This is a genomic window from Bartonella sp. SL320, assembly GCF_059687635.1.
This window is the reverse complement of the sequence record NZ_CM185143.1, coordinates 1115071-1141085: the sequence shown is the minus strand read 5'-3', so window position 1 is coordinate 1141085 and position 26015 is coordinate 1115071. Positions and strand designations below refer to the sequence as shown.

Genomic DNA, 26015 nt, shown 5'->3' with positions numbered 1-26015 from the left:
TAAAAGTATTTAGATTACTATGATAAATGAAAATGAGAGATTAGAAGGGGTATTTTCGCAAATTATAAAGCAGGTGCGCACGCTTGTTTTGATACCAATTTTTCAAGAGAGTAGAAGTGAAAACTCTTTAAGAGAGCGTTCTCTTTCTTCTCGTGTTCAAGAGGCATTGGGGTTAGCGCGTGCGATAAGGTTAGAAGTTGTTAATTATGAAACAATTAACATTGCAACGCCTCGTCCTGCAACTCTTTTTGGAAAAGGTAAAGCAAATGCGCTTGCCGATTATATTAATGAACATTCCATCGATCTTGCCATTATAGATCACTTTTTAACGCCGGTACAGCAGCGTAATTTAGAAAAATTATGGAATTGTAAAGTTATCGATAGAACAGCTTTAATTCTTGAGATTTTTGGTGATCGTGCACGAACAAAAGAAGGAGTTTTGCAAGTAGAATTAGCGCATTTGTCCTATCAAAAAGGACGGCTTGTACGCAGTTGGACGCACTTGGAAAGACAACGGGGGGGGCGTGGATTCCTAGGTGGACCTGGTGAAACGCAAATTGAAGCAGACAGGCGTCTTTTACAAGAAAAGATTATTCGTATTCGTCGCGAATTGGCAACGGTTATTAAAACACGTGCGCTTCATAGAGTAAAAAGAAAAAAAACATCTTATCCTGTTGTTGCTTTGGTAGGGTATACAAACACAGGAAAATCAACACTTTTTAACCATTTAAGCGGTGCGGATGTTTTGGCACAGAATATGTTATTTGCAACGCTTGATCCGACTTTGCGCAAAGTTAATCTTCCCCATGGAAAAACTATTCTTTTATCTGATACTGTGGGTTTTATCTCTAACTTACCAACAAACTTGATTGCAGCGTTTAGAGCAACCCTTGAAGAAGTGGTTGAAGCGGATCTCATTCTTCATATAAGAGATATGTCAGATCTTGATCATCGTGCTCATGCTGAAGATGTCTTAGAAGTGCTTTCAAGTCTTGATATCGATATTGATGATACAGAGCGTATCATAGAAGTTTGGAATAAGATTGATGTGTTAGATGAGCAAGCATTGAATGTTTTACAAACGAGCGCAAAGACACGGTTAAACTCTGCTTTCATGATATCTGCGCTTAAGGGAGAAGGACTCGATCAGCTATTAAGAGCCATTGAAAAGCGAATTTTTGGAGAGGTTCAACGCATTGAATATCTTTTAAAGTCTCATGAAATGTCGCTTATTGATTGGTTTTATGAAAATTCTGCGGAAATAATGCAAGAAGGACATGATGATGGGTCTGTTACCATTAGAGCTGTTCTTACTTCTGAAGCAAAAAAACAACTAGAGAACATCAAAAAAAATATGAATTAGTTTTTTTAAGCTATTGTTGAACATCTTTGCTTAAGTTTTATGTTTTTCTTATTTCAAAATAATATCACAGCAAGTTAAGAGGATAGTTACTACTTTCTCTTAATAAAACAATATGAAGAAGTATTTTGCTGGTTAAAATAAAGATGAGTCTTAAATATAATAAAAGACTGTTTATATACACAGTATGGCGAAACATTGTGATTGTTTTGCTGTTACCAATGCTGTGTATCTCTTTGATTTGGGGGTATTATTTTATTCAACCCCGTGGCTACCAAGCAACTTTAACATTCTTATTATCTGATTCTGTAGGAAAGCCATTACCAATTGAAGAACAAGACAATATTATCGCCTTTTTATTTTCAAAGCCTCTATTCTTAGATGATTCGCATGCTTCTTTGAAGGATTCTTATCGGAAACAAAATCAAGGAAATATCCGTTTATCCCGTCATGGTAACCTTATTGATCTTACTTTTGAATCTGAAACACTTGAAGCAGCTCAACAGGGAGTAGAAACTTGGTTTTCCGTATTTTCACAAGCAGTCACGCCCCAAAAACAGTCTTTGTTAAATGAGAAGTTAGAAGACAAACAATATGATAATACTGCAATCGTTAATATTATGCAGGAATTCCGTGCATCGATCGATTCGTTTATTCAACATAGTGTAAAACAAACAGAGCTTCATGATATTTCAATGCAATTAACGCAAGCAACTTTAAAGCGTATTCATTTAACAAGTTTGAATGCAACAATTAATATGATGCGTGAAAAGGGGCAATCTTTACTATCTTTATCGTTTATTGCAGAAAATTCAGCAATTGTTGCTTTGGAATCTAAACGTGATCTCTTGGAGACGCAAAGAGCACATATGGCTGCACAATTGGGGTGGGCACATCCTCAAATTAAGGCGATGACTGCAGAATTAGAAGCTATTTCTCAACAATTAAAAAATAAAATTTTACAGATCGTTTATCAAATCCATTCAGATGAGGTTATTACAACGGAATTGGAAAAACAGCTCAAAAAAAGAATGAGTTCTTTTGTAAAAGATCAATTCCAATCTTTAAGTCAAATATTTAATGAATTTGAAAATAAAATAGAAGCAGCGATCAATGCACAAAATAAAGCAATAAGTAAGTCTGCTCAAGGGAAAGAAAAAGTCATTGATTCGAATGATGCTTCTCTTCTCTTGAAAAATACAAAAATCCAGGTGGTGATGCCAACAAAGTTAGCACCAATTTCTTTTATATCTCTTTATGGAAAAAATATTCTTGTGAGTGCCTTGGTTAGTCTCATTACTCTTTTACTTGGAATAGTGTTATTTTATCCGTGCTTTAGAAGAAAAAGAGAACAACACTCAGAAGAGGATTTTAGATCAAAAGAAAATTTTCTTAAGAAGAATGAGAATATTTTAGTCTCTCAAGAAACAAAAAATCTTGAGGCTTTTATTACGATAGAAGGATTATCTGATGTCTTGAAATGGTGTGCTTCAACCGTTATTTCAATCATTGGACCAGAGGCAGCACGGACAGCGGCAAAGCTTTCACTTAATCTTGCAAAAGAGAACAAAACAATTTTATTGGTCGATATTTCTGGTCAACAAATAGAGAAAGTCATTGGTCCACATCGAGGACTGAGTGATATTTTAACAGGCAATGCCCAGTTTCATGATGTCATTTACCGTGATTATGATACGGGGGTTGATATTCTCCCTCAGGGGTTAACGAGCGCTGTTTCTGCACAAGATTTTTCAAATGATATTTCTCATATATTACAAGAATTTAAAAAAGAGTACGATTTTATCATTTTAGAGATGGCAAGCGAACCCCAATATGGGGTTGAGCAATTTGCAGAGCTAACAGACTATTATATTTGTAATACTGTTCTGAATAAACAGGATTGGATGATGCGGATGGTCAATTCCTTTCCAAAGACTGTTTATCGCATTATTACAGCATAAATGTAAAAAAAAGATACATATGTATCGTATATTATATTATCGTGGTGTTCTTGTATTTTTCTAAGGTTATAGTAGATATTATCCTATAAAGATTTAATGTTTAAACTTTGAAATGCATGTGCATTTGGAGAGAAGCGTGGGGCAATCAGAGATGGCAGTAAAAAAATTTAACGAGAGCATTTTGACACCTGTGCAGAAGAAAAATCGAAAGCAAATTCAGGTGTGGCTTTATGCTATTTTATTGCTTTGCTTGGCAATTGTTTTGGTAGGGGGGGCAACCCGTTTAACAGGATCAGGATTATCGATAACCGAATGGAAACCGATACACGGTGTCATACCACCAATTGGTATTGAGCAATGGCAAGAGGAATTTTTAAAATATCAACAGATAGCACAGTATAAACTGCTTAATCGCGATATGACTTTAAGTGCTTTTAAGGTCATATTTTGGTGGGAATGGGCACATCGTGTTCTCGGACGTCTTGTTGGTCTTGTCGCTTTATTGGGGCTTATTTGGTTTTGGGTAACGAAGCGTATTGAAAAAAATATTTTACTGCCGCTTATTGTCGTGCCAATTCTTATCGCTTTTCAAGGTTTTATCGGTTGGTGGATGGTTGCTTCAGGGATTGGACAAAGTAATTTAACAAGTGTGAGTCAATATCGTTTGGCATTTCATCTTATAACGGCATGCCTGGTTATTATTTTTGTTACTTATTTATCTCGAGGACTGGCAGAATATTCAGAAAAACCAACCAATCAAAGAGTGCAATATTTTGCAGCTTGGCTTGTTATTCTCGTCTTAATAGAAATCTATTTTGGTGCTTTGGTCGCAGGGCTTCATGCTGGAAAAGTCTATAATACATGGCCGCTTATGGATGGTCAGATTATTCCTGATGGATTGTTAGAGCATCGTCCTATTTGGCTCAATTTATTCGAAAACTCCTTAACAGTTCAATTTGTGCATCGGTTTTTTGCTTATTTTTTATTTATTGTCTCGGTTTTTCATGCTTTCTATGTGCAAAAAAATATTCCGCATTCAACGCACTCGCGCCGGGCATTTCTTATTTGTGTTATGATTATTATCCAAGCGCTTTTGGGAATCTTGACGCTGTTACATGAGGTTCCAATAAGTTTGGGACTTATTCATCAAAGTATGGCACTAGCAGTGTTATGTTTTGCAGTTGCGCACTGGCGAGCAACCAAAGGGGCTTATCGCGTTGTTGAATAAAGCGTGTATCCAGATGAAGTTTAATGACCTGAAAGCATTAAATCGAGGTTTTGGATAGCAGCAGCGGAGGCGCCTTTTCCTAAATTATCAAAGAGGGCACAGAGATTAAAAACGCCTTCGTGATCATTTCCAAATACGAATAGTTTCATACCATCTTTATTGGCAAAACATTCAGGATTTAGTCTTTGAAGAGAAGAGGTCTCTTCTTGTGATGCAACTGAAATGATATTTTGTCCATCGTAATGGTTTGTAAGAATTTCGCGCAGATCAGAACAATTTGCTGATTTTGTAAATAAATGACGGTGCAGTGGAAGATTCACAATCATGCCCTGAGGAAAACGACCAACACTGGGTATAAAAAGTGGCGTGTGGTTGATTTGTCCATGGAGTTTAATTTCTGGCACATGTTTGTGTTCAAGATTGAGTCCATAGATAAAATAATTTTCCGGAATATTTTCTTGAGATTGATTTTCCATTTCTGTGATCAATTGCTTTCCACCACCGGTATAGCCAGAGATTGCATGAATCGAGATAGGATAATCAGCGTCTAGCAATCCTGCTTCGCGAAGGGGGCGAATCAAGCTAATGGCACCGGTCGGATAACAGCCAGGATTAGATACGTAATGGGCTGCTTGAATGCGCTTTTTTTGGCCTGCTGTCATTTCAGGAAAACCGTAGATCCAGTCTGAGGCTACACGGTGAGCTGTTGAGCTATCAATAACCCTAATGTTTTTATTCTTTTTAAGCCAATAAACAGTTTCACGTGCTGCATCATCTGGAAGACATAAAATGGCAATATCGCTTTGATTAAGATAGTCTTGCCGTAAATGAATATTATGGCGATCCTTATGAGCAAGAGAGAGTAACTCTAAATCTGTACGCTTCTCTAAGCGTTTTTGTATTTGTAGTCCAGTGGTACCATGTTCACCATCAATAAAAACTTTGGTTGCCATTCTTACTTGCCTTGATAAAACTTCTCTTAACTTATCTCAACGATATCCATCTTTTCATATTATAAATTATTTTAAATCATTACCAACTTAAATAATAATCATTAACTCATTGAATTTATTTATATTAAAGGTATTTCGTAAAACATATAAACAAATTAAGAGTTTAAAAGAAGGAACTTAACTTAACTTTTTTACTGTTTCTATCACAAGGACTAAGATAACAAATGAGTATTTTCCTCATTATTTTTTAAATGTAAGGGGGTTAAAATATTTGGTTTACAAGGTGTGCTGTGTTATCGTTTAGTGACTTTATTTTTTAATGTTAGGAACACGTTTTATGACTCAGCAAGAAAATGACACACAAAAGCGCTTTTTTAATGATAATTTACAAACTGTTGATAGTGCGATTTTTGATGCCATTAGAGATGAATTTGGGCGTCAACAGCATGAGATTGAGCTGATTGCTTCAGAGAATATTGTTTCAAGAGCCGTTCTTGAAGCGCAAGGATCAGTTTTAACCAATAAATATGCAGAAGGTTATCCAAGAAAGCGCTACTATGGTGGGTGTCAATTTGTTGATGTCGTTGAAGATTTAGCCATTGAAAGAGCAAAACAGCTTTTTGGAGCTGCTTTTGCAAATGTACAGCCTAATTCTGGTAGTCAAATGAATCAAGCTGTCTTTTTAGCTTTACTTTATCCAGGTGATACATTTATGGGGCTGGATTTAAATGCTGGTGGTCATTTAACCCACGGTTCATCTGTCAACATGTCAGGAAAATGGTTTGACGTTGTTTCCTATGGAGTGCGTCAAGAAGATCAGATTATTGATATGGAGGAAGTTGAGCGACTTGCAAAAGAACGTAAGCCTAAACTTATTATAGCAGGAGGCTCGTCTTATCCTCGATTCTGGGATTGGAAAAGATTCCGTGAAATTGCCGATGAGATTGGTGCTTATCTGCTCGTTGATATGTCTCATATTGCAGGTCTCGTTGCTGGGGGCGTTCATCCTTCACCTGTTCCTCATGCCCATATTGTAACGACAACAACACATAAATCGCTTCGAGGTCCTCGTGGTGGTTTAATCTTAACAAATGATGAGGCTTTATCCAGAAAAATTAATTCTGCTATTTTCCCTGGTCTTCAAGGCGGACCTTTGATGCATGTGATTGCGGCAAAGGCTGTTGCATTTGAGGAAGCTTTACGTCCTTCTTTCAAGAGTTACAGTGCCAATGTTGTTGCTAATGCGAAAACGTTAGCAAAAACATTACAGAGTAATGGTTTTGATATTGTTTCTGGGGGCACAGATAATCATTTATTGTTGGTTGATTTACGTTCGAAGAATCTAACAGGAAAACGTGCCGAATTGGCTTTAGGACGCGCTCATATTACCTGCAATAAAAATGGCATTCCTTTTGATCCTGAAACGCCATCTATAACATCGGGAATTCGTTTAGGATCACCTGCTGCTACAACACGTGGTTTCTTAGAAAAAGAGTTTGTTCAAGTTGGTCATCTAATCGCAGAAGTTCTTGATGGTCTTCGGAATGCAACAAATGATGAAGATAATCATGCTGTTGAAATGTCAGTTAAGAAAAAGGTGGAAGAGATAACAAATCAATTTCCTCTTTACTCTTATCTTAGCGCACATTGAGGATATAAAAGAAATGCGCTGTCCTTACTGTCAATATGAGGATACACAGGTTAAAGATTCACGTCCTGCAGAGGAGGGGGCGGTTATTCGCCGCCGCCGTGTATGTTCCGTTTGTGGTGGCCGTTTTACAACTTTTGAACGTGTTCAACTGCGTGAGCTCTTAGTGACTAAAAAAAGTGGACGATGTGAGCCATTCGACCGTGATAAATTAATGCGATCGGTTGATGTGGCTGTACGTAAGCGTAATATTGATCCTGATCATATTGAACGAGCAATTTCTGGCATTGTGCGTCAGCTTGAAAGTTTGGGGGAACCAGAGATAGCTTCAGAGAAAATTGGACATCTTGTAATGGAAGCATTGAAAAGAATAGATGATATTGCTTATATCCGTTTTGCATCTGTCTATCGAGATTTTCGTAATGCAAGCGATTTTCACGATGTTATTGATGAGTTATCAAAGGGTATAGCGGAGACAGAATCTCATTTTGATGAATAAAAAAGTGCAAGATGAACGGTTTATGGCTGCGGCTATCCGTTTAGCAGAGCGTCATGTGGGACTTACAGGTGAGAATCCTTCCGTGGGTGCGTTAATTGTGCAAAACAATGACGGTGAGGGATCGTCTATTGTTGGCCATGGTGTAACCGCTCTTCATGGCAAGCCTCATGCCGAAGTTCAAGCTTTATGCATGGCTGGTTCTTTGGCTCAAGGAGCGACTGCTTATGTGACTTTAGAGCCTTGTGCACATTATGGAAAAACTTCTCCGTGTGTCAATGCTCTTATTGATTCAGGTATTTCCCGAGTTGTTGTTGCTCTGACCGATTGTGATAAGCGTGTGAATGGTCGTGGTCTGGCTCTTTTGCGTGCGGCTGGTATTGAAGTCATTGAGGGCATTTTAGCTGAAGAGGCTTTGGAATCTTTGTGGACACATTGGTGTATAAAGAAGATACAACGCTGTGCTGTCACTTTTAAAATGGCAATTTCTGCTGATAATGGTGTGGGGAAAAAGGGGCAGGGGGGAATAAAAATTAGTGGAACGCTTTCTCATGCCCATACGCATATTTTACGGGCTCAAAATGATGCTATTCTCGTTGGTATTGGCACTATACTAGCAGATGATCCACAGCTCAATTGTCGCTTGCCAGGGATGGAGATGCGCTCACCAATTCGTATTATTTTAGATGCAGATTTATCTATCCCTCTCGATGCGAAAGTTGTCCAAACCGCTATAAAAATTCCTACTTGGGTTATTTGTGATGTGGATCTTGCAAAGAAAAGCAAAAAAAATGCACTGGAGAAACATGGTGTATCTATTTATTCGATAGAGATGAATAATGGTTATTTAGAACCCTTCGCTCTTTTACAGATGCTTTATAAACACGGGATCAATAGTGTTTTACTGGAAGGGGGTGTGAAGACAGGGGAGAATTTTTTGAATGCTGGTTGTATTGATCATTTGATATGTTTTTATAGCCCTGTTGTTTTAGGAAAAAATCGTATTGAAGCGCCTCATTTTGGAAATTATCTCTCGCAGTTTCATGAAATTGAGACAAGAATGTTTGGAAATGATCGTTTTTATAAATGGAGACGTAAGACATTATGTTCACAGGAATTGTAACAGATATCGGTTGTGTTGAAGATGTTCAGTCTTTAAAGCAGGGGATACGTTTAAAGATTACGACACGCTATGCTATCGAAAGCTTAGCAATTGGTGCATCAATTGCCTGTTCAGGAATTTGTCTGACGATTGTGGAACGAGGATTTAATCAAGAAGATTCCAATTGGTTTGTTGTTGAGGCGTGGGAAGAAGCGTTACGTTTAACGAATCTTCCTCGATGGAAAAAAGGAACTTTTGTTAATTTAGAACGTTCGCTCAAATTGGGTGATGAAATGGGAGGACATTTAGTTTCCGGTCATATTGATGGCTTAGCTGAAATCATTGAACAAAAAATTGAAGGAGATGCAATTCGTTTTTATTTAAAAGTTTCAAAACCATTTATGCCTTTTATTGTTCCTAAGGGATCTCTTGCACTTAATGGAACATCTTTGACTGTTAATGGTGTTGATGATTGTGTTTTTGATGTTCTAATTATTCGCCATACACTTGAAATGACAACTTGGGGACAAGCTAAAATTGGAGATTGGGTCAATCTGGAAATTGATCAACTTGCTCGCTATGCTGCTAAGCTTTTAGCTTTTAAAAGAGAAGATAAATAAGCAACAACTCTATTGATCGTCTTTAGAGTTTTATGCTCTATAACTTTGAGTTTTTTGATTCGTTTTTTGTGGAATTTCATTATGATGAAAGAGATACGTAAAAAGTCTCACGTATTGATTGTTGAAGCACGTTTTTATGAAGATATTTCTGATGCGCTTTTGAAAGGTGCTGTGAATGCTTTGCAAAAAGCTGAAGTAAGTTATGATGTTATAACGGTTCCAGGCGCCTTAGAAATACCAGCGGCAATCGCTTTTGCTGAGAAAAATAAGATATCATCTTATGATGGTTATGTTGCACTGGGATGTGTTATTCGGGGTGAAACATATCACTTTGAAATTGTTGCCAATGATTCTTGTCGGGCTTTGATGGATTTAACGGTTCATAAGCACTTAGCTATTGGAAATGGTATTTTAACTGTTGAAAACAAAGAACAAGCATGGGTGCGTGCAAAACAAGATGAAAAAAATAAAGGTGGTTTTGCGGCCGAAGCTGCTTTATGCATGATCGCTCTAAAAAAGAGATTTGGAGATAATCGTTAAATATGGCTGATATAAAAAGCAGACATTTCCCGCGTTCAGCCAATAAACGTGGAGCAGCAAGATTGGCTGCAGTTCAAGCACTGTATCAAATGGATATCGTAGGTTCGGGTGTGATGGAAACGGCAGCTGAATATGAGGCTTATCGTTTGGGAAAAGATATTGATGGAAATCAGTATCTTGAAGCGGATTTTCAGTGGTTTTTGGCGATCATAACGGGCGTTGTAAAAGATCAAAAGCAGCTTGACCCTTTGCTTCATCAACAGCTTTCTGCAGAATGGTCTCTTTCACGTCTTGATTCTATATTGCGAGCAATTTTACGAGCAGCTTTATGGGAGCTAATCAACCGTAAAGATGTTCCTGTTGCGGTTGTCATGAATGAATATGTTGATATAGCCAAAGCGTTTTTTGAAGGGGATGAGCCAAAACTTGTTAATGCAGTTCTCGACAGTATGGCCAAAAAAGTCCGATCCTAGAAAATTATAATCCTCTGCATTATTAGGCCTGATAAAATCAGACCTAATAATATTAAAACAGTATGCAGCGTTATATACCTTAATGAGGAGTAGGCAGATTCGCAGGGCCCTTTATAATTTGAATTAAGAAAGGGTGTTCTTTTGTTACTGTTGGTGTTGTTTTTGTAATAAAATCAAAAACTTGACCGTCTTGTAGACCGTAGTTAGCAACTTTTGTAACCTGATTATTTTCATTGAAGTAAATAGCTAAAACTTTTCGATCAACAATTTTTGTTTTCATAAATTGCATCCCACGATAGCGTGTTTGTGAGATGTAATAAAAAACTTCATTATCGTATTTTGTTTTTAATGAAGGGGTCCCTAAAGCTAAAAGAACCTGCTCTTGACTTGAACCAATAGAAATAGAACTCAGAGCATTTTTATCAAGAATATAGCCCTCTCTATAAATCTGACTCGACCCTGAAGAATCAAGAAAACTACAACCCGCAAGTGTTATGACACTTGCTATTGATAGACCAATCAATAATTTACGTTTGACTAAGTCCATTATGTAAGGCATTTGAAACAATGATATCTCCTTTTATACTGAGATTTAAGACAAGAAGGCAACCCCAAGTTTTTTCCAATTTTAGCTTAATCTACCGTAGCTTACACTGAGTTTCCCTGTTATAAAGCAAATTATGCCATATAGAGTTTCTTTAGAAAAGAAAAAAATAATGAAATACCCTTGAGCTAAATAAAAGTATGGTGCTTTATACGTTTTCATATTTAGGAGTTGTCAATGAATGTTCAAAATGTTTCTCAAATAACATTTGCTTTGGCTTATCCAATATCTGTACGTTCTCTCCCTGCTAAAGGGATCAGAGTTCATCTTTGCGCCAATAAAAAAGAATGTACACATTTAGCTCAGAACCATGATTTAGTTGAAGTCAAATCTTGCGAGGGAAAATTCCATATTTTTCCGTGGAAAAGGCGTGGTGTGCGTATAAAAGGTTTGTTACAAGCGCGTATAGTACAGTTATGTGTTGTGACATTAGAACCATTAGAAAATATTCTCCGTGAAAATATTGAGGTTGTTTTTGTTCCTGAAGATTCAGATTTAATGAAGCCACAAATATCAGACGATACACGAGAATTATTTTTAGATGTGGAAGGGCTTGATACTCCAGAAGTTTTTTATAACGACAAAATTGATATTGGTGCAATCATGGAAGAATTTTTTGAGTTGTCTATTAATCATTATCCACGTAAAGAAGGAAAAAAAATACATGTGGTTGAAAATTTAGAAGAAGCAGAGCAAAAAAATTCGCCATTTTCTGTTTTGAAAAATTGGAAGTAATTGTAAAAACACAAAAAAAATATTTATTGTATACTATGATAAAAACGGTATTTTCTACAAAGCTGTTTTCATAAGATATGCCTGATAAGTATTTAGGAGCTAAAAATCATAATATATGTTTAAAGATATTAGTGAAAAAAAAGATGTAGGATATGCAAGCGTGATTAAAATTTCTGTAGATGTCATGGGCGGTGATTATGGTCCAGAAGCAGCTATTGCAGGAGCAGCAATTATACAAAAAAAATTGTCCAATATTTATTTTTTGTTTTATGGGATAGAGGAGGTTGTTAAGCCGGTTTTAAAAAAATATCCCAATTTGGATTCTGTGTCGCGCTTTTATCCTACAGAAAGTTATACACGCATGGATGAAAAGCCAAGCCAAGCGCTTCGTAATGGGCGTGGTAAATCATCAATGTGGCATGCCATTGAAGCTGTAAAAAATGGTGAAGCTGATGCTTGTATTTCTGCTGGTAATACAGGGGCTCTTATGGCCATGTCTTATTTTTGTTTAAAAATGTTAGCAGAGGCTGAACGCCCTGGTATTGCGGGTATTTGGCCGACACTTCGCAATGAGAGTATTGTTTTGGATATCGGAGCAACGATTGGGGCATCGGCACGTCAGTTGGTTGATTTTGCTGTTATGGGAGCGGGGATGTTTCGCGCTTTATATCATACTAAAAAACCAAGTGTTGGCCTTTTAAATGTGGGAGTAGAAGAGGCTAAAGGGCTTGATGAGATTAAAAAAGCAGGGATGATATTGCGTGAAGTACGATTAGAAGGGTTGGAATATAAAGGATTTGTTGAGGGTAATGACATTGGCAAAGGAACAGTCGATGTTGTTGTAACAGAAGGATTTTCTGGTAATATTGCTTTAAAAGCCGCAGAAGGAACGGCACGGCAAATAGCAGAGATTTTAAATTCTGCAATGCGCAGTTCTTTTTTAACATCTCTTGGTTATCTTTTATCACGAGGTGCTTTTCGTATACTGAAACATAAAATGGATCCCGATAGGGTGAATGGAGGCGTGCTTTTAGGTTTGAATGGTGTTGTCATAAAAAGCCATGGCAGCGCCAATGCTAATGGTTTTGCCTCTGCGATCCGTGTTGGTTATGAGATGGTTCACAATGAACTTTTGCAAAAAATAACGGCTGATTTACGATGGTTTCATGAGAATAAAGAAACGCTTTTTAATCAGGAAGATGACACGGCGATGAATGAGGAAACCTTATGATAAGCTCTTATAATAAAAATGAAAAATCTAAAGAAAAGGTGAGAGCTGAATGATTCGATCAATTATACGTGGTGTAGGAAGTGCTTTGCCCCAAAATAGTTTATCAAATGATGAGATTGCAAAGTTTGTTGAAACATCAGATTCATGGATTATTCAACGTACTGGAATACATCAACGTTATATTGCCAATGAAAATGAAACAACGGTTTCTTTAGGCATTGAAGCTGCGCGAGCAGCCCTTATAAATGCTGGTTTAACAATAAAAGACATTGATTGTATTATTTTAGCAACCTCAACACCCAATAGGACTTTTCCCGCTTCTGCTGTTGAAATTCAATATGCTTTGGGGATGAGCCATGGGTTTGCTTTTGATATTCAAGCGGTTTGCTCTGGTTTTATTTTTGCTTTAACAACTGGAGATGCTTATGTTCGCTGTGGAGCTGCTAAAAGGATTTTAGTTATTGGATCCGATACATTTTCTCGAATCTTGGATTGGAAAGATCGTACAACATGTGTTTTGTTTGGTGATGGTGCGGGTGCTGCTATTTTAGAAGCACAAGAAATTGAGGAGAAAAGTACTTTTGAGCGTGGTATATTGTCTGCGAAACTGCGTTCTGATGGTGCTCATATCGATAAGCTGTATGTTGATGGTGGACCTTCAACAACACAAACCATTGGCTATTTACGTATGGAAGGACGGGAAGTTTTTAAATATGCTGTTGGTATGATAACGGATGTGGTTGATGACTGTTTTACAGCAACAGGTATAGATTCTTCACAACTAGATTGGTTCGTACCGCATCAGGCTAATAAGCGCATTATTGAAGCATCAGCTAAAAAACTAGGAATTTCACCAGATAAAGTTGTGATTACCATTGATCAACATGGTAATACTTCTGCAGCCTCCGTTCCGTTGGCTTTAACAAAAGCTGTTAGCGATGGAAGAATAAAAAAGGGAGATCTTGTTATGTTAGAAGCCATGGGTGGTGGGTTTACGTGGGGAGCAGTTCTTATTCGTTGGTAAATTATGGGTGCTTGACCATATTTGAATAAAACGTATAAGTCATTTTGTAATTTTTAATATTTGAATAGGTGGTTATAATGACAAGTAAGACAGTAACGCGTGCAGATTTAGCGAGCGTAGTTTGTAAAAGAGTGGGCTTGTCACATACTGAATCAGCAGCTTTAGTCGAATTGGTTTTGGATGAGATTTGCAACTCACTTGTAAGAGGTGAAGCAGTTAAATTATCTTCTTTTGCAACTTTTCAAGTTCGTAGTAAAAATGAACGTGTTGGACGAAATCCAAAAACAGGTGTTGAAGCACCTATTCCGCCACGACGTGTTGTGACGTTTAAGGCTGCAAATGTCCTTAAACAGAGAATTTTAGATTCACATCGTGCAAGACAGAAAAATGATATTTCATAAATAAACATTATGATAATGTTTGGTATTTGTTAAAAAGTGTATAAAATAAAGATCTATATTTAAAAAGGCTATTTAGTAAGTAGTCGAGGTCTTATTTTTGACTAATCTTGTTGAGAAATTGAGACGCAATGAATCATTATCAAATTATTTGTCGTGCTTTAGATAAGGTGTTGCAAAATGGATAAAAGCTCTGATGCTTTTCGCACAATTAGCGAAGTAGCCGAGTTACTGGAGCTTCCGCAACATGTTTTAAGATTTTGGGAAACACGTTTTAGGCAGATTAAACCAATGAAACGTGGCGGAGGGAGGCGCTATTATCGTCCAGTTGATGTTGATTTACTCAATGGTATTAAGCAGTTATTGTATGATCAAGGTTATACGATAAAAGGTGTGCAACGTCTTTTGAAAGAGAACGGTGTTGCTTTTGTAACTGCATTTGGTAATGGCGATCTTGATGCCATGAATGTTGTTATAGAGAAAAAACATGCAGGACAAACTTTTGAAAATACGAGCAATAAACCTAAAAAGTCTTCTTTTGGGCTTTTGAGTTTCATGAGGAATGAGGGAGAAGCAGCTGTTGGCTCCGTGAATCTTTATAAAGATAAAACCGATAAAGCATTGTTGCAAGAAATCCTATTTGAACTCATTGAATGTAAGCGTGTTCTTGATAGAGCTCGATAACAATAATATCTTTTACTTTATACTTTGCTTCTTTTTTAATGAAATTTACGTTTTAAAAGTTTATTGTAAGTCACTATGAGCATCTAGTGCGATAATGTATTTCGTGGAGATATTTAGACGTTTTATGCGTATAACGCGAACCAGCCACTAACCTACTATGTATCTGTCGTTGGCTAATTTTTTAAAAAAATTAAATTTAGTTAGATATGAAGAGAGGAAAGAATAAACGCCAAACATTGTTATTTTCCTTTAGTTTAGCTTTATAACTAAACTCTCAAGAGATGTTAAAGCAATATCTGGTCAGCAAAATTGCGAGTTCTTCTATAGTATAGAATGCTATCGGGTTATCAATTCACGTAATCTGTTAAAGAATTTTTCTTAAGGATTTCTCAAGCCCGTTTCTCAACAGTGTATGTGAAGGGTATAACGATAAAGCCATTAAGCACTTCCCTCTTTACGCTTATGAGTAAATAAGATGACATCATCATGATATTTAAACAGGCTCTCCTAATATATGTGACGACCCTTGCACTTGAGACGGGGTATTATTGTATACATTTTTAAAACTCTTACTAAATAGTTTTTATTCATATGGCACAGATTCGAATTATTACATACAAATGAATAATTTTGATTGATTTAATATAAATAAATTTAAAATGAAAAAATCCTATGATATTGGAGATTCTTGTTTAAGATAAATAGCGGTAGAGATATATCATTATAAATCAAATTGTTATTTTTTAATGAGAACATCTCATGAATAAGGCACATCATTATTCAATTCATTTACATATTTATGATAATTCTTGCTTGAGGTTGCACTAATTATCATAATGGTTTCCCGTGTATCACCAATCAAGTAAAAGATTAATTGCTATTGTTAATATGCATTTGTTTATGGCTTGCTTCTAAACAGTTTATAGCTCCTACATTCAATCTTATCATCAACCTTTCTTATGGATTATAATTTATGATTTTTTTGGAGATTATAAATGACCGTTTATAGTAAAGATTAATATTTTACGACCTTTTGTGATGTTATGCGTTTATTACACGCTGTAAATCAGGAGGTGTTGCCTCATTTGAGAGTTGCTTAATGGCATCTTCTACAGATAAAAGAGTTTGATTTGGGCTTCCTAAGCGACGCATATTTACACTGTTTGTTTCAGCTTCACGTTTACCACACACCAAAATAACGGGAACTTTTTGTAAAGAATGTTCTCGTATTTTATAGTTAATTTTTTCATTGCGAAGATCTGTTTTTGCAGAAAGCCCAACAGCTTTAAGCTTTGCAGTTATTTTTTGGGCATATTCATTGGCTTCGGCTGTAATTGTTGCAACAACAACTTGTTCTGGAGCAAGCCAAAGTGGCATATGTCCAGCAAAATTTTCAATTAATATACCAAGAAAACGCTCCATTGATCCAAAAATGGCGCGATGGATCATAACAGGCTGGCGCTTTTCTGAGTTTTTATCAATATAGAATGCTCCAAACCGTTCAGGGAGATTAAAGTCTATTTGTGTTGTTCCACATTGCCATTCACGACCGATAGCATCCTTTAATGTATATTCAAATTTTGGACCATAAAAGGCCCCTTCTCCCGGAAGAATGCTTGTTTTGATTTGTCCCGCAAATTTTTTTTCAATCGTTTTAAGGACAGATTCCATAATATTTTCTGCATGATCCCATAATGCATCAGATCCAACGCGTTTTTCTGGACGCGTTGAAAGCTTAAGACTAATTTCTTTAAAACCAAAATCGGCATAAGTTGATAAAATAAGATCATTAATACTCAAACACTCATCGGCTAATTGTTCATCTGTACAAAAAATATGCGCATCATCTTGAGTAAAACCACGCACACGCATAAGACCGTGTAAAGAGCCTGAAGGTTCATAACGATGAACAAGACCAAATTCAGCAAGCCGAATAGGCAAATCACGATAAGATTTTAAACCATGCTTAAAAATTTGCACATGACCAGGACAATTCATTGGCTTAAGAGCATACTCATTCCCATGATCTGAATCTTCTGCGGCAGGAATTGCTTTGAACATGTTTTCCTTATACCAGCCCCAATGCCCCGATATTTCCCAAAGTGATCGATCGAGAACTTGCGGTGCATTAACTTCGGCATATTGATGATCATCAAGGCGTCTACGTATATAGTTGATCAAATTTTGGAACATTTTCCAGCCTTTTTGGTGCCAAAAAATCATTCCTGGCCCTTCTTCTTGAAAATGAAACAAATCCATTTCACGTCCCAAGCGGCGATGATCACGTTTTTCAGCTTCTTCTAGCATATGAAGGTAAGCTTGTAAGTCATTTTCATTCGCAAATGCTGTTCCATAAATTCTCGTAAGCATGGGATTATTAGCATCGCCACGCCAATAAGCCCCCGCGACTTTCATTAATTTGAAAGCATTTCCAATTTGTCCTGTCGATTGCATGTGCGGTCCGCGACAAAGATCAAACCAATCCCCTTGATAATAGATTTTTAAATCTTGATTGTCTGGGATGCTCTCAATAATCTCAACTTTATAAAATTCCTTTTTCTCAGTAAAAACGTCTTTTGCTTTTTCACGAGACCAAATTTCTTTTCTAAAAGGTTTATTGCGTTGGATAATTTCACGCATTTTCTTTTCAATGACGGTAAGATCATCTAACGTAAAAGGTTGTTGGCGTGCAAAATCATAATAAAATCCATTCTCAATGACAGGACCTATTGTCACTTGTGTGTCAGGAAAGAGTTCTTGCACTGCTTCAGCAAGGACATGGGCGCAATCATGTCTTATGAGCTCAAGAGCCCGTGAATCTTCTCGGGTGATAATCTCTACTTGACCAGATTGTCCCAATGGATCCGATAGATCTCGCATAATGCCATCAAGACTATAAGCGACTGCTTTTTTCGCAAGCGATTTAGAAATGGATTCTGCTAATTCTAAGCCTGTCATTTCGGCGGGGTAATTACGTTTTGAACCATCGGGAAAAGAAAGAGAAACAGAGCAAGACATAAAAACACCCTTTTAATCCAATTCCGCCAACGATTGCGGATGGTTTCGTGAAAATTGAGTTAAAAGCTTATAGACTATCCTTTCTATCAATACATATGAAAAAATGAAAGGATTATTTGTTGTGTTTGTCAGAAATTTTCCAATAACGCCAAGGTTTATAAAAGCAGCAAGAACTTCCAAGTGATGGAGGGACTGGATCAAAGCCATCTGTTCCAAAGGGGCCACACCGTATGATACGAAAGAGTCCCATCCATGCCCCAGCCCAAAGCCCATGACGTGCGATTGCTTCATATATATATTCTGAACAAGTTGGAGCATGGCGACACTGATTACCGATAAGACTCGAAAGTGTTATTTGATAGAAACGTATAAAGAAAATTCCCAATAATCGTCCAGGTGTTTTTTGCCAAGCACCGGTGTAATTTCGAGTCATCTTTTTTTGTCGAAACTGTGATTTGAGCATTTATTTTCTTCAATTTGTTGAATACAGTCCACGGTTGCATCAAAGGGTAATAGTGTTGCAGCATGGCGCACTTTATAGTCTTTAATGGGCTGTAAGCAAGAAAAATCCTCAAAGGGAGCTTGAGGAGAAGGTCCATTTTGCGTTAGCATTTGATAAATAATTTCACGTAATATTTTAAGATCTTGCGTTTCTTGTCCAATAATATGAGAGGCTAAAAGTGAAGCTGAGGCCTGTCCTAGCACACATGCATGTATTTCATGAGCAAAATCTGTCACAATATGATTTTCCACCTTTAGATCTACAGTGATTGTTGAGCCACAAGGATATGCATGTTTTTTTGATGTTGCATCAGGATTATCAAGACGCCCAATTCTGCTTATATGCGCAGCATATTCAAGTATTTTATCACTGTAGATATCATCAATCATGCACTATTGCCTGAAACTTTGAGAGACGTGATTGTTTAAACTTTTAATTCGCTTATATAGAGATTATACAAAATGAAATATGTCTATAGCAAATATTTTGTATAGAAGAAGGTTGGAGTTTTTGAATGCGTGATGTGGTTAAAGAAGGAACAAATTTATCTGAAGAAAAGTATCCGAGTATTGAAGAGGTGGAAGAAGCGATTCGTACACTACTCTTATGGGTGGGTGAAAATCCAAGCAGAGAAGGGCTTTTAGAAACTCCAAGACGTATAGCGAAAGCATATCGCGAGCTTTTTAATGGTTATCATCAATCGGTTGAAGAAACTTTAGGTACCGTTTTTGAAGAGGTGTCTGGATACAATGAATCGGTAGTCGTAAAGAATATTCCTTTTTATTCGCACTGTGAACATCATATGATCCCAATTATAGGGAAAGCGCACATAGCCTATCTTCCAGATGCAAAAATTGTTGGTCTTTCAAAAATTGCGCGTGTTGTAGATATTTTTTCTCGTCGTTTACAAACACAAGAAGCGATGACAGCGCAAGTGGCTCAAGCTTTGGAAATCCACCTAAAACCTCGTGGTGTAGCCGTATTGATTGAGGCTGAACACATGTGTATGGCTATGAGAGGAATCCAAAAGCAGGGATCTACAACAATTACAAAAAAATTTCATGGTTATTATGAAAAAGATCAAGCTGCACAAGCACATTTTATGATGATGGTTCAAAGATCATAGTCAAAATCCATATTTTTAGTGATCACTAAATTAAGTTATAAACTATCTGGATAAAATAAATTATGAGAAAGAGAAAATTGGCTTGTACCTTTCTTTATGATTTGTTAAAGGCTGAGAGCCAAAAAAATTTACTTCACTATGTGCGGTCGTGGCGGAATTGGTAGACGCGCAGCGTTGAGGTCGCTGTGGGGCAACCCGTGGAAGTTCGAGTCTTCTCGACCGCACCATTTATAGATTCTCTATAATATCACTTGATATCGTTGTTTATCTCATTTCACTTATAAGTTATTGTTTTTATTTCCTTAAATGTTTTCTACATATGATTTTGATATCTGATGAATCCGCCGAAAGCGCAATTCAAAAGGTGGTTTGAAAAGTGACTAGGAAAACAAGAATACGTGATAGATTATCTGCTTTATCTGTAAAAAAGTTTGCCTAAAGGTAAATATGCTGATGGAGCTGGATTATGGCTTATTAAAACAGCACAGAATCAAGGACGTTGGGTTTTTCGATTCGATTTCAATAAAAAACGTCGTGAAATGGGGTTAGGCTCTTGTAGTGTTGTATCTTTGAAAGAAGCAAGACTTAAAGCTACTGCTTGCCGTGATCTTTTAAACCAAGGGATTGACCCGATTCGTAAAAGGAACAATGAAAAATTACAGCGGTCGATTGACAGTATTTCTTTACGAGAAATTGTTTTAAGTGCCTTTGAAGCCAAAAAAAGTGAATTGAAAATGAAGGAACAGCCGGAAGGTGGTTAACGCCTCTTACATTGCATGTTTTTCCAAAGCTTGGAGATATAGCAATTACTGAATTGACGCAGATTGATATAAAAGAGTGCTTATCCCCTATTTGGAAAACAAAAAACGAAACGGCAAGCAAAGCTTTATCGCGTTTAAATATTGCTATAAAACATGCGGCAGCACGTGGTATAGATGTGGATATGCAATTGGTACCAAAAGCAAAAGCTTTATTGGGAAAATTTATTCAAAATGTTCAAAATATTCCGGCTATGCCATGGCAAGAAGTTCCAGCTTTTTATCAATCTTTAAATGATGAACTTGTATCCAATTTAGCCTTAAAACTTCTCATTTTAACAGGTGTTCGTTCAATGCCAATTCGGCATATACGGTTGGAGGAAATCAATCAATCAATCTGGACGATTCCAAAAGAAAATATGAAAGGGATAGTTGGAAAGGTTTTTGATTTTCGTGTACCGCTTACAGATGAAGCGCTTGCTATTATTGAAAAAGCAAAAGCAATCGAAAAAAATGGATTTTTGTTTGTTGGGAATTCTGGACAGCCTATATCTGATATGACGCTTTCTAAATTTATGAAAGAGAGAGGGATTACTTATCGTCCACACGGTTTCAAACAAAAGAGCACGGGCTGTTTCACACTCTCCTTTTTTTGAGCGCTTTATTGGCTTTTCTTTTCTTTTCTGATTTGTCTAAACTCTCTTGTCTCTCTTTCTACTTTAACCATTCTTTGGTTGATTAGTTTTAATATTATAAAGTTTTGCAGGTTAAGATGAGATACAAAATATCGTTTACAAAACTTAAGGGCGGGGTGATCTTTACAGTAATTTGGTTCTCTTTGTTTTTCTTGAAATTATAATACTTTTATCAAAAAAACTGCTCATAGTTTTTCATCAACTGTGCCGAAAAAATAAGGTATATCACGACAAGCCTAATAAAGTAGATTTAAGGTTATAGAAAAACTGTATATATCAGAATTTATCAGGATAATTGATTGTTGCAATCGTACATTTTTTTATATATATTGCCGCTGGATATGAAAATGAACGAAGCTTTAATTTTCTTGCTACCAACTTGATGTTAAGCGGTGTGGAGCAGGAGTAAGCGGTGTTGTTATTCGTACTTCCCACCTATAGTTTCAAAAGCATTATAGGTGATGAATTTCCAAACCATTAATTTTTGAGGGCTACTGTGTTAGCTACATTACCTAAAGATATACGCTCTTTAATAATACAAGCGCCTATGGCTGGTGTATCGACCCCTGAGATGGCGGCTGCCGTATCTAATTCTGGTGCGGTTGGTTCGCTAGCTATTGGCGGATTGGGGCCGGATGAAGCAGTTTTATTAATTCAAAAAACGAAAGCACTAACTGATCGGCCGTTTAATATTAATCTTTTCTGTCATGATCCCTTTTTGCGTGTGGATACAGCAAAAGATTCTCACTGGCGAACTAAGTTAAACGATCATTTTTTAGGGGGGGAAATGATTCTAAATACTCCTCTTAAGAATATATACACCTCTATTAAAAATAATAAGGCTTTAGCTATCGCTGTTGCTGCACAATCCCCTGATATTATTAGCTTTCATTTTGGTGTTCCTGATGATGATATCATTGACATCTTTCGACGGACCGGTGCCAAACTTATGGCTACTGCAACTTGTCTTGAGGAGGGGAAAGAAATTGCAGTCAAGGGTTTGGATGCAATAATTGCTCAAGGCTTTGAGGCAGGAGGACACCGAGGACAATTTAATCTTTCACAATTTGACGAGAAGTTATCAACGCACGTCTTGACTCGGCTTTTGTCCAAGCACTTGTCACTTCCTATAATTGCTGCGGGCGGTATAATGACTGGGGCTGATATAGCGAGCGTTATGCTCATGGGTGCTCAAGGGGTACAATTAGGGAGTGCCTTTATAGGGTGTAGCGAAAGCGGTGCGAGCCATTGTCATAAAAGTCTTTTAAAGTCTGATAAGTCCATACCAACCGTTTTGACGCGAGCCATTTCTGGGCGGCCAGCGCGGTCAATAATGACGTCGTTTGTCCAATGGGCGATGAGTATTACTGATAAGGATATTCCGGAGTATCCTTACGGTTATGATGCCTTCAAACAGCTGCAAAAAAATATGCTCTCACGAGGAGATCCTGATATAGGTCCTTTTTGGGCGGGGCAAAATGCTTTCTTGGCGCGTTTTATTCCGGCAGCACAAATTATCGCAGAGTTAGAAAACGAGTATGCTCACTCTATACAGAGCTAAGAAAAAGTGAATCTAAAGCTAATATGACAATGAATAAAACGGTCAAGTACGTATTGAGTGGGTTTGCCGCATCCTTGGTTGGTATAGGTTTATCACGCTTTGCTTATACACCTGCAACACCTTATCTTATAAGCCAAGGTTGGCTTGATGAAAATCATATTTTTTGGGTAGGTTCTGCAAACTTTTTAGGTTACTTCATCGGTGCTTTTTCATCGCCTTATATTTTGCGCCTCATTTCTCCAAGATATGCATTAAGATTAGCATTCTTCATGAGTGGGCTGTCTTTTTTATGCTGTTGTTATCCATATGGAAGCTTGTGGTTCATGATATGGCGTTTTATTGTAGGCTTGTCGGGTGGGGTTTTAACAGCTGTGGCTGCTCCGACTTTGTTATCGGCTATAGATCCAAAAGATCGTGCTCGTTCTGGTGGCATAATGTTTTCAGGAGTGGGGTTAGGCTTGCTATTGTCTGCTTTGTTTACGCCTATGATAGCAAGTATTAAAGTATATTATTATTGGGGGGCACTTTTTTTAATCACTCTTATATTTTTTATAATAACCTATCAGTCTATCCCCAACACGAAGTTTAAGCACGTTAAAAAGTCGTATAAGTCTAGGCGAATAGATTATTTCATATATCTAACATATGGCATCAACGCTGCAGCGTTAATGCCATATATATTATTTCTTGTGAATTTTGTTTTACTTCGCACAATACCATCAACCTATTTTGCTTCTATCATTTGGCTAGTTTATGCCTTTGGTGCATTTTTAGGAGCCATAATATTGGGCATAGCAGCTAAAAAAACATCGTATTGCTCAATGATATCTTTGATGAATTTTGTGCAATTATTTGCCTCGTTTCTATTACTATTGTTCCCTGATTTGAAGATCGCGTTGTTACTATCGGCTCTTATTATGGGTGCCGCTACTCCTGGCATTGTGCCTTTATATCTTGGTTTAATAGGAGAATTGTCTTCATCTGATCCACAAATTCAGCAGATTATTTGGAGCAGAGCAGTATCAGCATTTGCCTTATCACAAGCAATAGCTGCATATATGTTCACTTGGCTTTTCTATATAATAGAAGATTATATTCTAATATTCTCTATTTCATCATTTCTTCTTTTTATTCTATGCGTGTGGTTTATACAGGAAAGACACTATGGCTACAAACAGAAAAAAAATTATTAATTGTGCTATCATCGGTTTTGGGGCTCGTGGCATTAGTTTTTATGAGAGGATAAATGCCTATGCTCGTCGTTATATAAGTAGTGTTCATATAAACCTGACAATATTTGATCCCAATGAACATGGTTGTGGATCTCATTCGCCAAGACAAGCAGATTATCTATTAGTCAATACAGTTGCATCGCAAATGACTATGTTCTTAGATAAAACTTGTGAAGTTTCCGGCCCATATACCAATGGACCATCATTTGCTCAATGGGCTAAAGATGTAGGTATTCGTAAAATAGGTTCTAACTTCTATCATATGGCTGAAGACTCAGATGTTGGAACACCTATAGATGATAACGACTATCTATCACGTGCTGAGTTAGGGAATTATTTACAATTCGTTGTAGATCAATTGACAGCAAACAGACCGCGTAATGTAGATGTGTCTATTATCAGGTCTCATGTGATTGATATTAAGCCATTATCAGAGCGTGAATTTATTGTTGTGGTAGATGGGGATTATAAGCAGACTTTTGAATTTATATTTATGACTACTGGGCATGGTACTAATATACTCACAGAGAATGAGCAACAAAAAATAGATTTTGTTTCTTCAAATAAGCATAAAAATCCCAACTTAGGATTTATAAGATCTCCTTATCCTTTATCCATGATAGAAAGTGTTAGCCCTGATGCTCGAGTGCTAGTGCAGGGTATGGGATTAACGGCGCATGATGTTATAGCCGAGCTAACTGTTGGAAGAGGAGGCCGATATAAAGAGAACAGAGGCCGCTTGGAATATATACCATCAGGGCGAGAGCCTGTCATCAGTCTCTTCTCAAGACAAGGGCTTCCATTTTCTTCTAGAGCCATAAATGAGAAAGGGGTCTCTGAGGCTTATACAGCTGAATTCTTTACATTAGATTACTTCAAATCTCTGCGACAGGAAAAAAAGAAATTTGATTTTTTTGAAGATATTCTTCCAGTCTTGAAAAAGGAAATGTTGAGGGCATACTATCATGCCATGGGTAAGACTGAATGTATTGACTATGAAGATTTTAGGAAAATTGACGAAATATTATATCCCTTAGAAGGCGTTGTATTCAAAAATGCCGTTGATTACAAACGCTATATCTATGAATTTTTGGAAGACGATCTCAAAAATGCTTACGCAGGAAATGTTTCTGGCAGTGTCAAAGCAGCAGCCGATGTCTTGAGAGATGTGCGCGATACCATGCGCTATTGCGTTGAATGGGGTGGTTTGACACCAGAGTCTCATGCGCGTTTTGTAAGTGACTTTGTCCCTATTATGAATCGTATAGCTGTTGGTCCGCCTTTAGTGCGGAATAGGCAATTACTCGCTTTAATCGATAGTGGTTTACTTCGCATAGATCTTGGTCCTTCACCTATTTTAGAAATCGACGAGAAAAATTCTGTTTTCCGTATTGTTGGTACTTTCTCAGAAGAAACAACGACTCAGGTTGCAGATGTTGTTATCCAAGCAAGGATAGATCCATTTGACATAAATCTTGAGCGCTCACCATTAATCAGAAACCTTTATAGTAAGGGTTTTCTCACAGAATATGTAAATGGAGACTACCATACTGGTGGCTTGAATATTGACAGAAATTATAACATTATAGATCTCAATGGAGGTGTGAGAAAAAATGTGTGGTCTTTGGGTAATCCGGTTGAAGGTCCTTGTTTTTTTACCTTTGTTCTGCCACGACCAGGTGTGAATTCTCGCTTTCTATTGGATTCAGATAAATGTATCCAGCAGATGTTTAACGAAATAGAAGTGAATTATGTCACATCTAGGTAAATTTAATGCCTCAAAAGCATTTGGAGGCGCTAATTAAACAGTTAAGCGTGATAAAGATATCCGACAGTATATTTGGGGTAACTCTCATGTTGATGATCGATAAAAAGAAGTAAATTTATCGATAAATCTAAAAAACCGTTACAAGAACGAGTAATTGTTTGTGTGGGGGATATCCCAATTGAGGCGAAAAGGATGGACATTTCGCTACTGTATTCGTGCTTATAGATATGGGAGCGATTCTTGAAGTAAAATCACATGTGAGAAGCGCACTGAATGTTGGTTAAACTAAGGAAACTAT

Annotated in this window: 25 protein-coding genes and 1 tRNA gene; 21 read left to right on the top strand and 5 right to left on the bottom strand. The window is 37.1% G+C overall.

The window, feature by feature from the left end:
• Positions 1-19 precede the first annotated feature (19 nt).
• The 3 genes from hflX (at position 20) to AC6ER8_RS04745 (ending at position 4549) form a co-directional block, all read left to right on the top strand.
• Positions 20-1363, top strand: coding sequence for a GTPase HflX (gene hflX, locus AC6ER8_RS04755; RefSeq protein WP_497077626.1), 1344 nt, complete (start codon positions 20-22; stop codon positions 1361-1363).
• 143 nt (positions 1364-1506) lie between these two features.
• On the top strand, positions 1507-3321 hold the full coding sequence (locus AC6ER8_RS04750; protein ID WP_497077625.1) for a GumC domain-containing protein: 1815 nt from the start codon (positions 1507-1509) through the stop codon (positions 3319-3321).
• A gap of 151 nt (positions 3322-3472) precedes the next feature.
• Complete coding sequence (locus AC6ER8_RS04745) at positions 3473-4549, top strand: COX15/CtaA family protein (protein ID WP_497077624.1); 1077 nt, start codon at positions 3473-3475, stop codon at positions 4547-4549.
• A 20-nt stretch (positions 4550-4569) separates the two neighbouring features.
• On the opposite strand, the gene argC is transcribed toward AC6ER8_RS04745, so the two are convergent.
• Positions 4570-5502, bottom strand: a complete 933-nt coding sequence (gene argC / locus AC6ER8_RS04740) for an N-acetyl-gamma-glutamyl-phosphate reductase (RefSeq protein ID WP_497077623.1) — start codon at positions 5500-5502, stop codon at positions 4570-4572.
• Positions 5503-5839: 337 nt separating this feature from the next.
• Here argC and glyA point away from each other — a divergent pair, with 337 nt between their 5' ends.
• From glyA to nusB, 6 genes are all read left to right on the top strand, one after another.
• A complete protein-coding gene (glyA, locus tag AC6ER8_RS04735; protein ID WP_497077622.1) occupies positions 5840-7153 on the top strand; it encodes a serine hydroxymethyltransferase in 1314 nt (437 codons plus the stop codon).
• Between the two features lie 13 nt (positions 7154-7166).
• Positions 7167-7649: a transcriptional regulator NrdR gene (gene nrdR, locus AC6ER8_RS04730; RefSeq protein WP_497077621.1), complete on the top strand. Its 483-nt coding sequence runs from the start codon at positions 7167-7169 to the stop codon at positions 7647-7649.
• The gene (gene ribD / locus AC6ER8_RS04725; protein ID WP_497077620.1) at positions 7642-8769 is read left to right on the top strand and encodes a bifunctional diaminohydroxyphosphoribosylaminopyrimidine deaminase/5-amino-6-(5-phosphoribosylamino)uracil reductase RibD; all 1128 of its coding nucleotides are present in this window, start codon (positions 7642-7644) and stop codon (positions 8767-8769) included. The genes nrdR and ribD overlap by 8 nt, the downstream gene beginning before the upstream one ends.
• Positions 8751-9368 (top strand): riboflavin synthase, encoded by a 618-nt coding sequence (locus tag AC6ER8_RS04720; protein WP_497077619.1) that lies wholly within the window; start codon positions 8751-8753, stop codon positions 9366-9368. Before ribD ends, AC6ER8_RS04720 begins: the two co-directional genes overlap by 19 nt.
• Before the next feature lie 81 nt (positions 9369-9449).
• Positions 9450-9908 (top strand): 6,7-dimethyl-8-ribityllumazine synthase, encoded by a 459-nt coding sequence (locus tag AC6ER8_RS04715; RefSeq protein WP_497077618.1) that lies wholly within the window; start codon positions 9450-9452, stop codon positions 9906-9908.
• Positions 9909-9910: 2 nt separating this feature from the next.
• A complete protein-coding gene (nusB, locus tag AC6ER8_RS04710; protein ID WP_497077617.1) occupies positions 9911-10381 on the top strand; it encodes a transcription antitermination factor NusB in 471 nt (156 codons plus the stop codon).
• 79 nt (positions 10382-10460) lie between these two features.
• Here the strand turns inward: nusB and AC6ER8_RS04705 are convergent, their stop codons facing one another.
• The gene (locus AC6ER8_RS04705; protein WP_497079607.1) at positions 10461-10940 is read right to left on the bottom strand and encodes an outer membrane protein assembly factor BamE; all 480 of its coding nucleotides are present in this window, start codon (positions 10938-10940) and stop codon (positions 10461-10463) included.
• A gap of 222 nt (positions 10941-11162) precedes the next feature.
• Here AC6ER8_RS04705 and AC6ER8_RS04700 point away from each other — a divergent pair, with 222 nt between their 5' ends.
• The 5 genes from AC6ER8_RS04700 (at position 11163) to AC6ER8_RS04680 (ending at position 15057) form a co-directional block, all read left to right on the top strand.
• Positions 11163-11720 carry a YceD family protein gene (locus AC6ER8_RS04700; protein WP_497077616.1) on the top strand — a complete coding sequence of 186 codons (558 nt, stop codon included), beginning with the start codon at positions 11163-11165 and terminating at the stop codon, positions 11718-11720.
• 160 nt (positions 11721-11880) lie between these two features.
• Positions 11881-12951, top strand: a complete 1071-nt coding sequence (gene plsX / locus AC6ER8_RS04695) for a phosphate acyltransferase PlsX (RefSeq protein WP_497077615.1) — start codon at positions 11881-11883, stop codon at positions 12949-12951.
• A gap of 49 nt (positions 12952-13000) precedes the next feature.
• Positions 13001-13975, top strand: coding sequence for a beta-ketoacyl-ACP synthase III (locus AC6ER8_RS04690; RefSeq protein WP_497077614.1), 975 nt, complete (start codon positions 13001-13003; stop codon positions 13973-13975).
• Positions 13976-14052: 77 nt separating this feature from the next.
• The gene (locus AC6ER8_RS04685) at positions 14053-14376 is read left to right on the top strand and encodes an integration host factor subunit alpha (RefSeq protein WP_375626479.1); all 324 of its coding nucleotides are present in this window, start codon (positions 14053-14055) and stop codon (positions 14374-14376) included.
• 177 nt (positions 14377-14553) lie between these two features.
• A complete protein-coding gene (locus AC6ER8_RS04680; protein WP_497077613.1) occupies positions 14554-15057 on the top strand; it encodes a MerR family transcriptional regulator in 504 nt (167 codons plus the stop codon).
• Positions 15058-16098: 1041 nt separating this feature from the next.
• Here the strand turns inward: AC6ER8_RS04680 and thrS are convergent.
• The 3 genes from thrS to AC6ER8_RS04665 all read right to left on the bottom strand — a co-directional run bounded on the left by thrS (position 16099) and on the right by AC6ER8_RS04665 (position 18966).
• Positions 16099-18075 (bottom strand): threonine--tRNA ligase, encoded by a 1977-nt coding sequence (thrS, locus tag AC6ER8_RS04675; RefSeq protein WP_497077612.1) that lies wholly within the window; start codon positions 18073-18075, stop codon positions 16099-16101.
• 112 nt (positions 18076-18187) lie between these two features.
• On the bottom strand, positions 18188-18538 hold the full coding sequence (gene yidD, locus AC6ER8_RS04670) for a membrane protein insertion efficiency factor YidD (protein WP_497077611.1): 351 nt from the start codon (positions 18536-18538) through the stop codon (positions 18188-18190).
• Positions 18505-18966, bottom strand: coding sequence for an iron-sulfur cluster assembly scaffold protein (locus AC6ER8_RS04665; protein WP_497077610.1), 462 nt, complete (start codon positions 18964-18966; stop codon positions 18505-18507). The genes yidD and AC6ER8_RS04665 overlap by 34 nt, the downstream gene beginning before the upstream one ends.
• A gap of 125 nt (positions 18967-19091) precedes the next feature.
• On the opposite strand from AC6ER8_RS04665, the gene folE reads away from it, so the two are divergent.
• The 7 genes from folE (at position 19092) to AC6ER8_RS04630 (ending at position 25717) form a co-directional block, all read left to right on the top strand.
• Positions 19092-19703 carry a GTP cyclohydrolase I FolE gene (gene folE / locus AC6ER8_RS04660; protein WP_497077609.1) on the top strand — a complete coding sequence of 204 codons (612 nt, stop codon included), beginning with the start codon at positions 19092-19094 and terminating at the stop codon, positions 19701-19703.
• Between the two features lie 142 nt (positions 19704-19845).
• A tRNA-Leu gene (locus tag AC6ER8_RS04655) sits at positions 19846-19930 on the top strand.
• A gap of 204 nt (positions 19931-20134) precedes the next feature.
• Positions 20135-20464, top strand: a complete 330-nt coding sequence (locus AC6ER8_RS04650; protein ID WP_497077608.1) for an Arm DNA-binding domain-containing protein — start codon at positions 20135-20137, stop codon at positions 20462-20464.
• 11 nt (positions 20465-20475) lie between these two features.
• On the top strand, positions 20476-21117 hold the full coding sequence (locus AC6ER8_RS04645; RefSeq protein ID WP_497077607.1) for a tyrosine-type recombinase/integrase: 642 nt from the start codon (positions 20476-20478) through the stop codon (positions 21115-21117).
• Positions 21118-21652: 535 nt separating this feature from the next.
• Positions 21653-22717: an NAD(P)H-dependent flavin oxidoreductase gene (locus AC6ER8_RS04640; protein WP_497077606.1), complete on the top strand. Its 1065-nt coding sequence runs from the start codon at positions 21653-21655 to the stop codon at positions 22715-22717.
• Between the two features lie 29 nt (positions 22718-22746).
• Positions 22747-23910 (top strand): YbfB/YjiJ family MFS transporter, encoded by a 1164-nt coding sequence (locus tag AC6ER8_RS04635; protein ID WP_497077605.1) that lies wholly within the window; start codon positions 22747-22749, stop codon positions 23908-23910.
• A complete protein-coding gene (locus tag AC6ER8_RS04630) occupies positions 23882-25717 on the top strand; it encodes an FAD/NAD(P)-binding protein (RefSeq protein ID WP_497077604.1) in 1836 nt (611 codons plus the stop codon). The genes AC6ER8_RS04635 and AC6ER8_RS04630 overlap by 29 nt, the downstream gene beginning before the upstream one ends.
• The last annotated feature ends 298 nt before the right edge of the window (positions 25718-26015 follow it).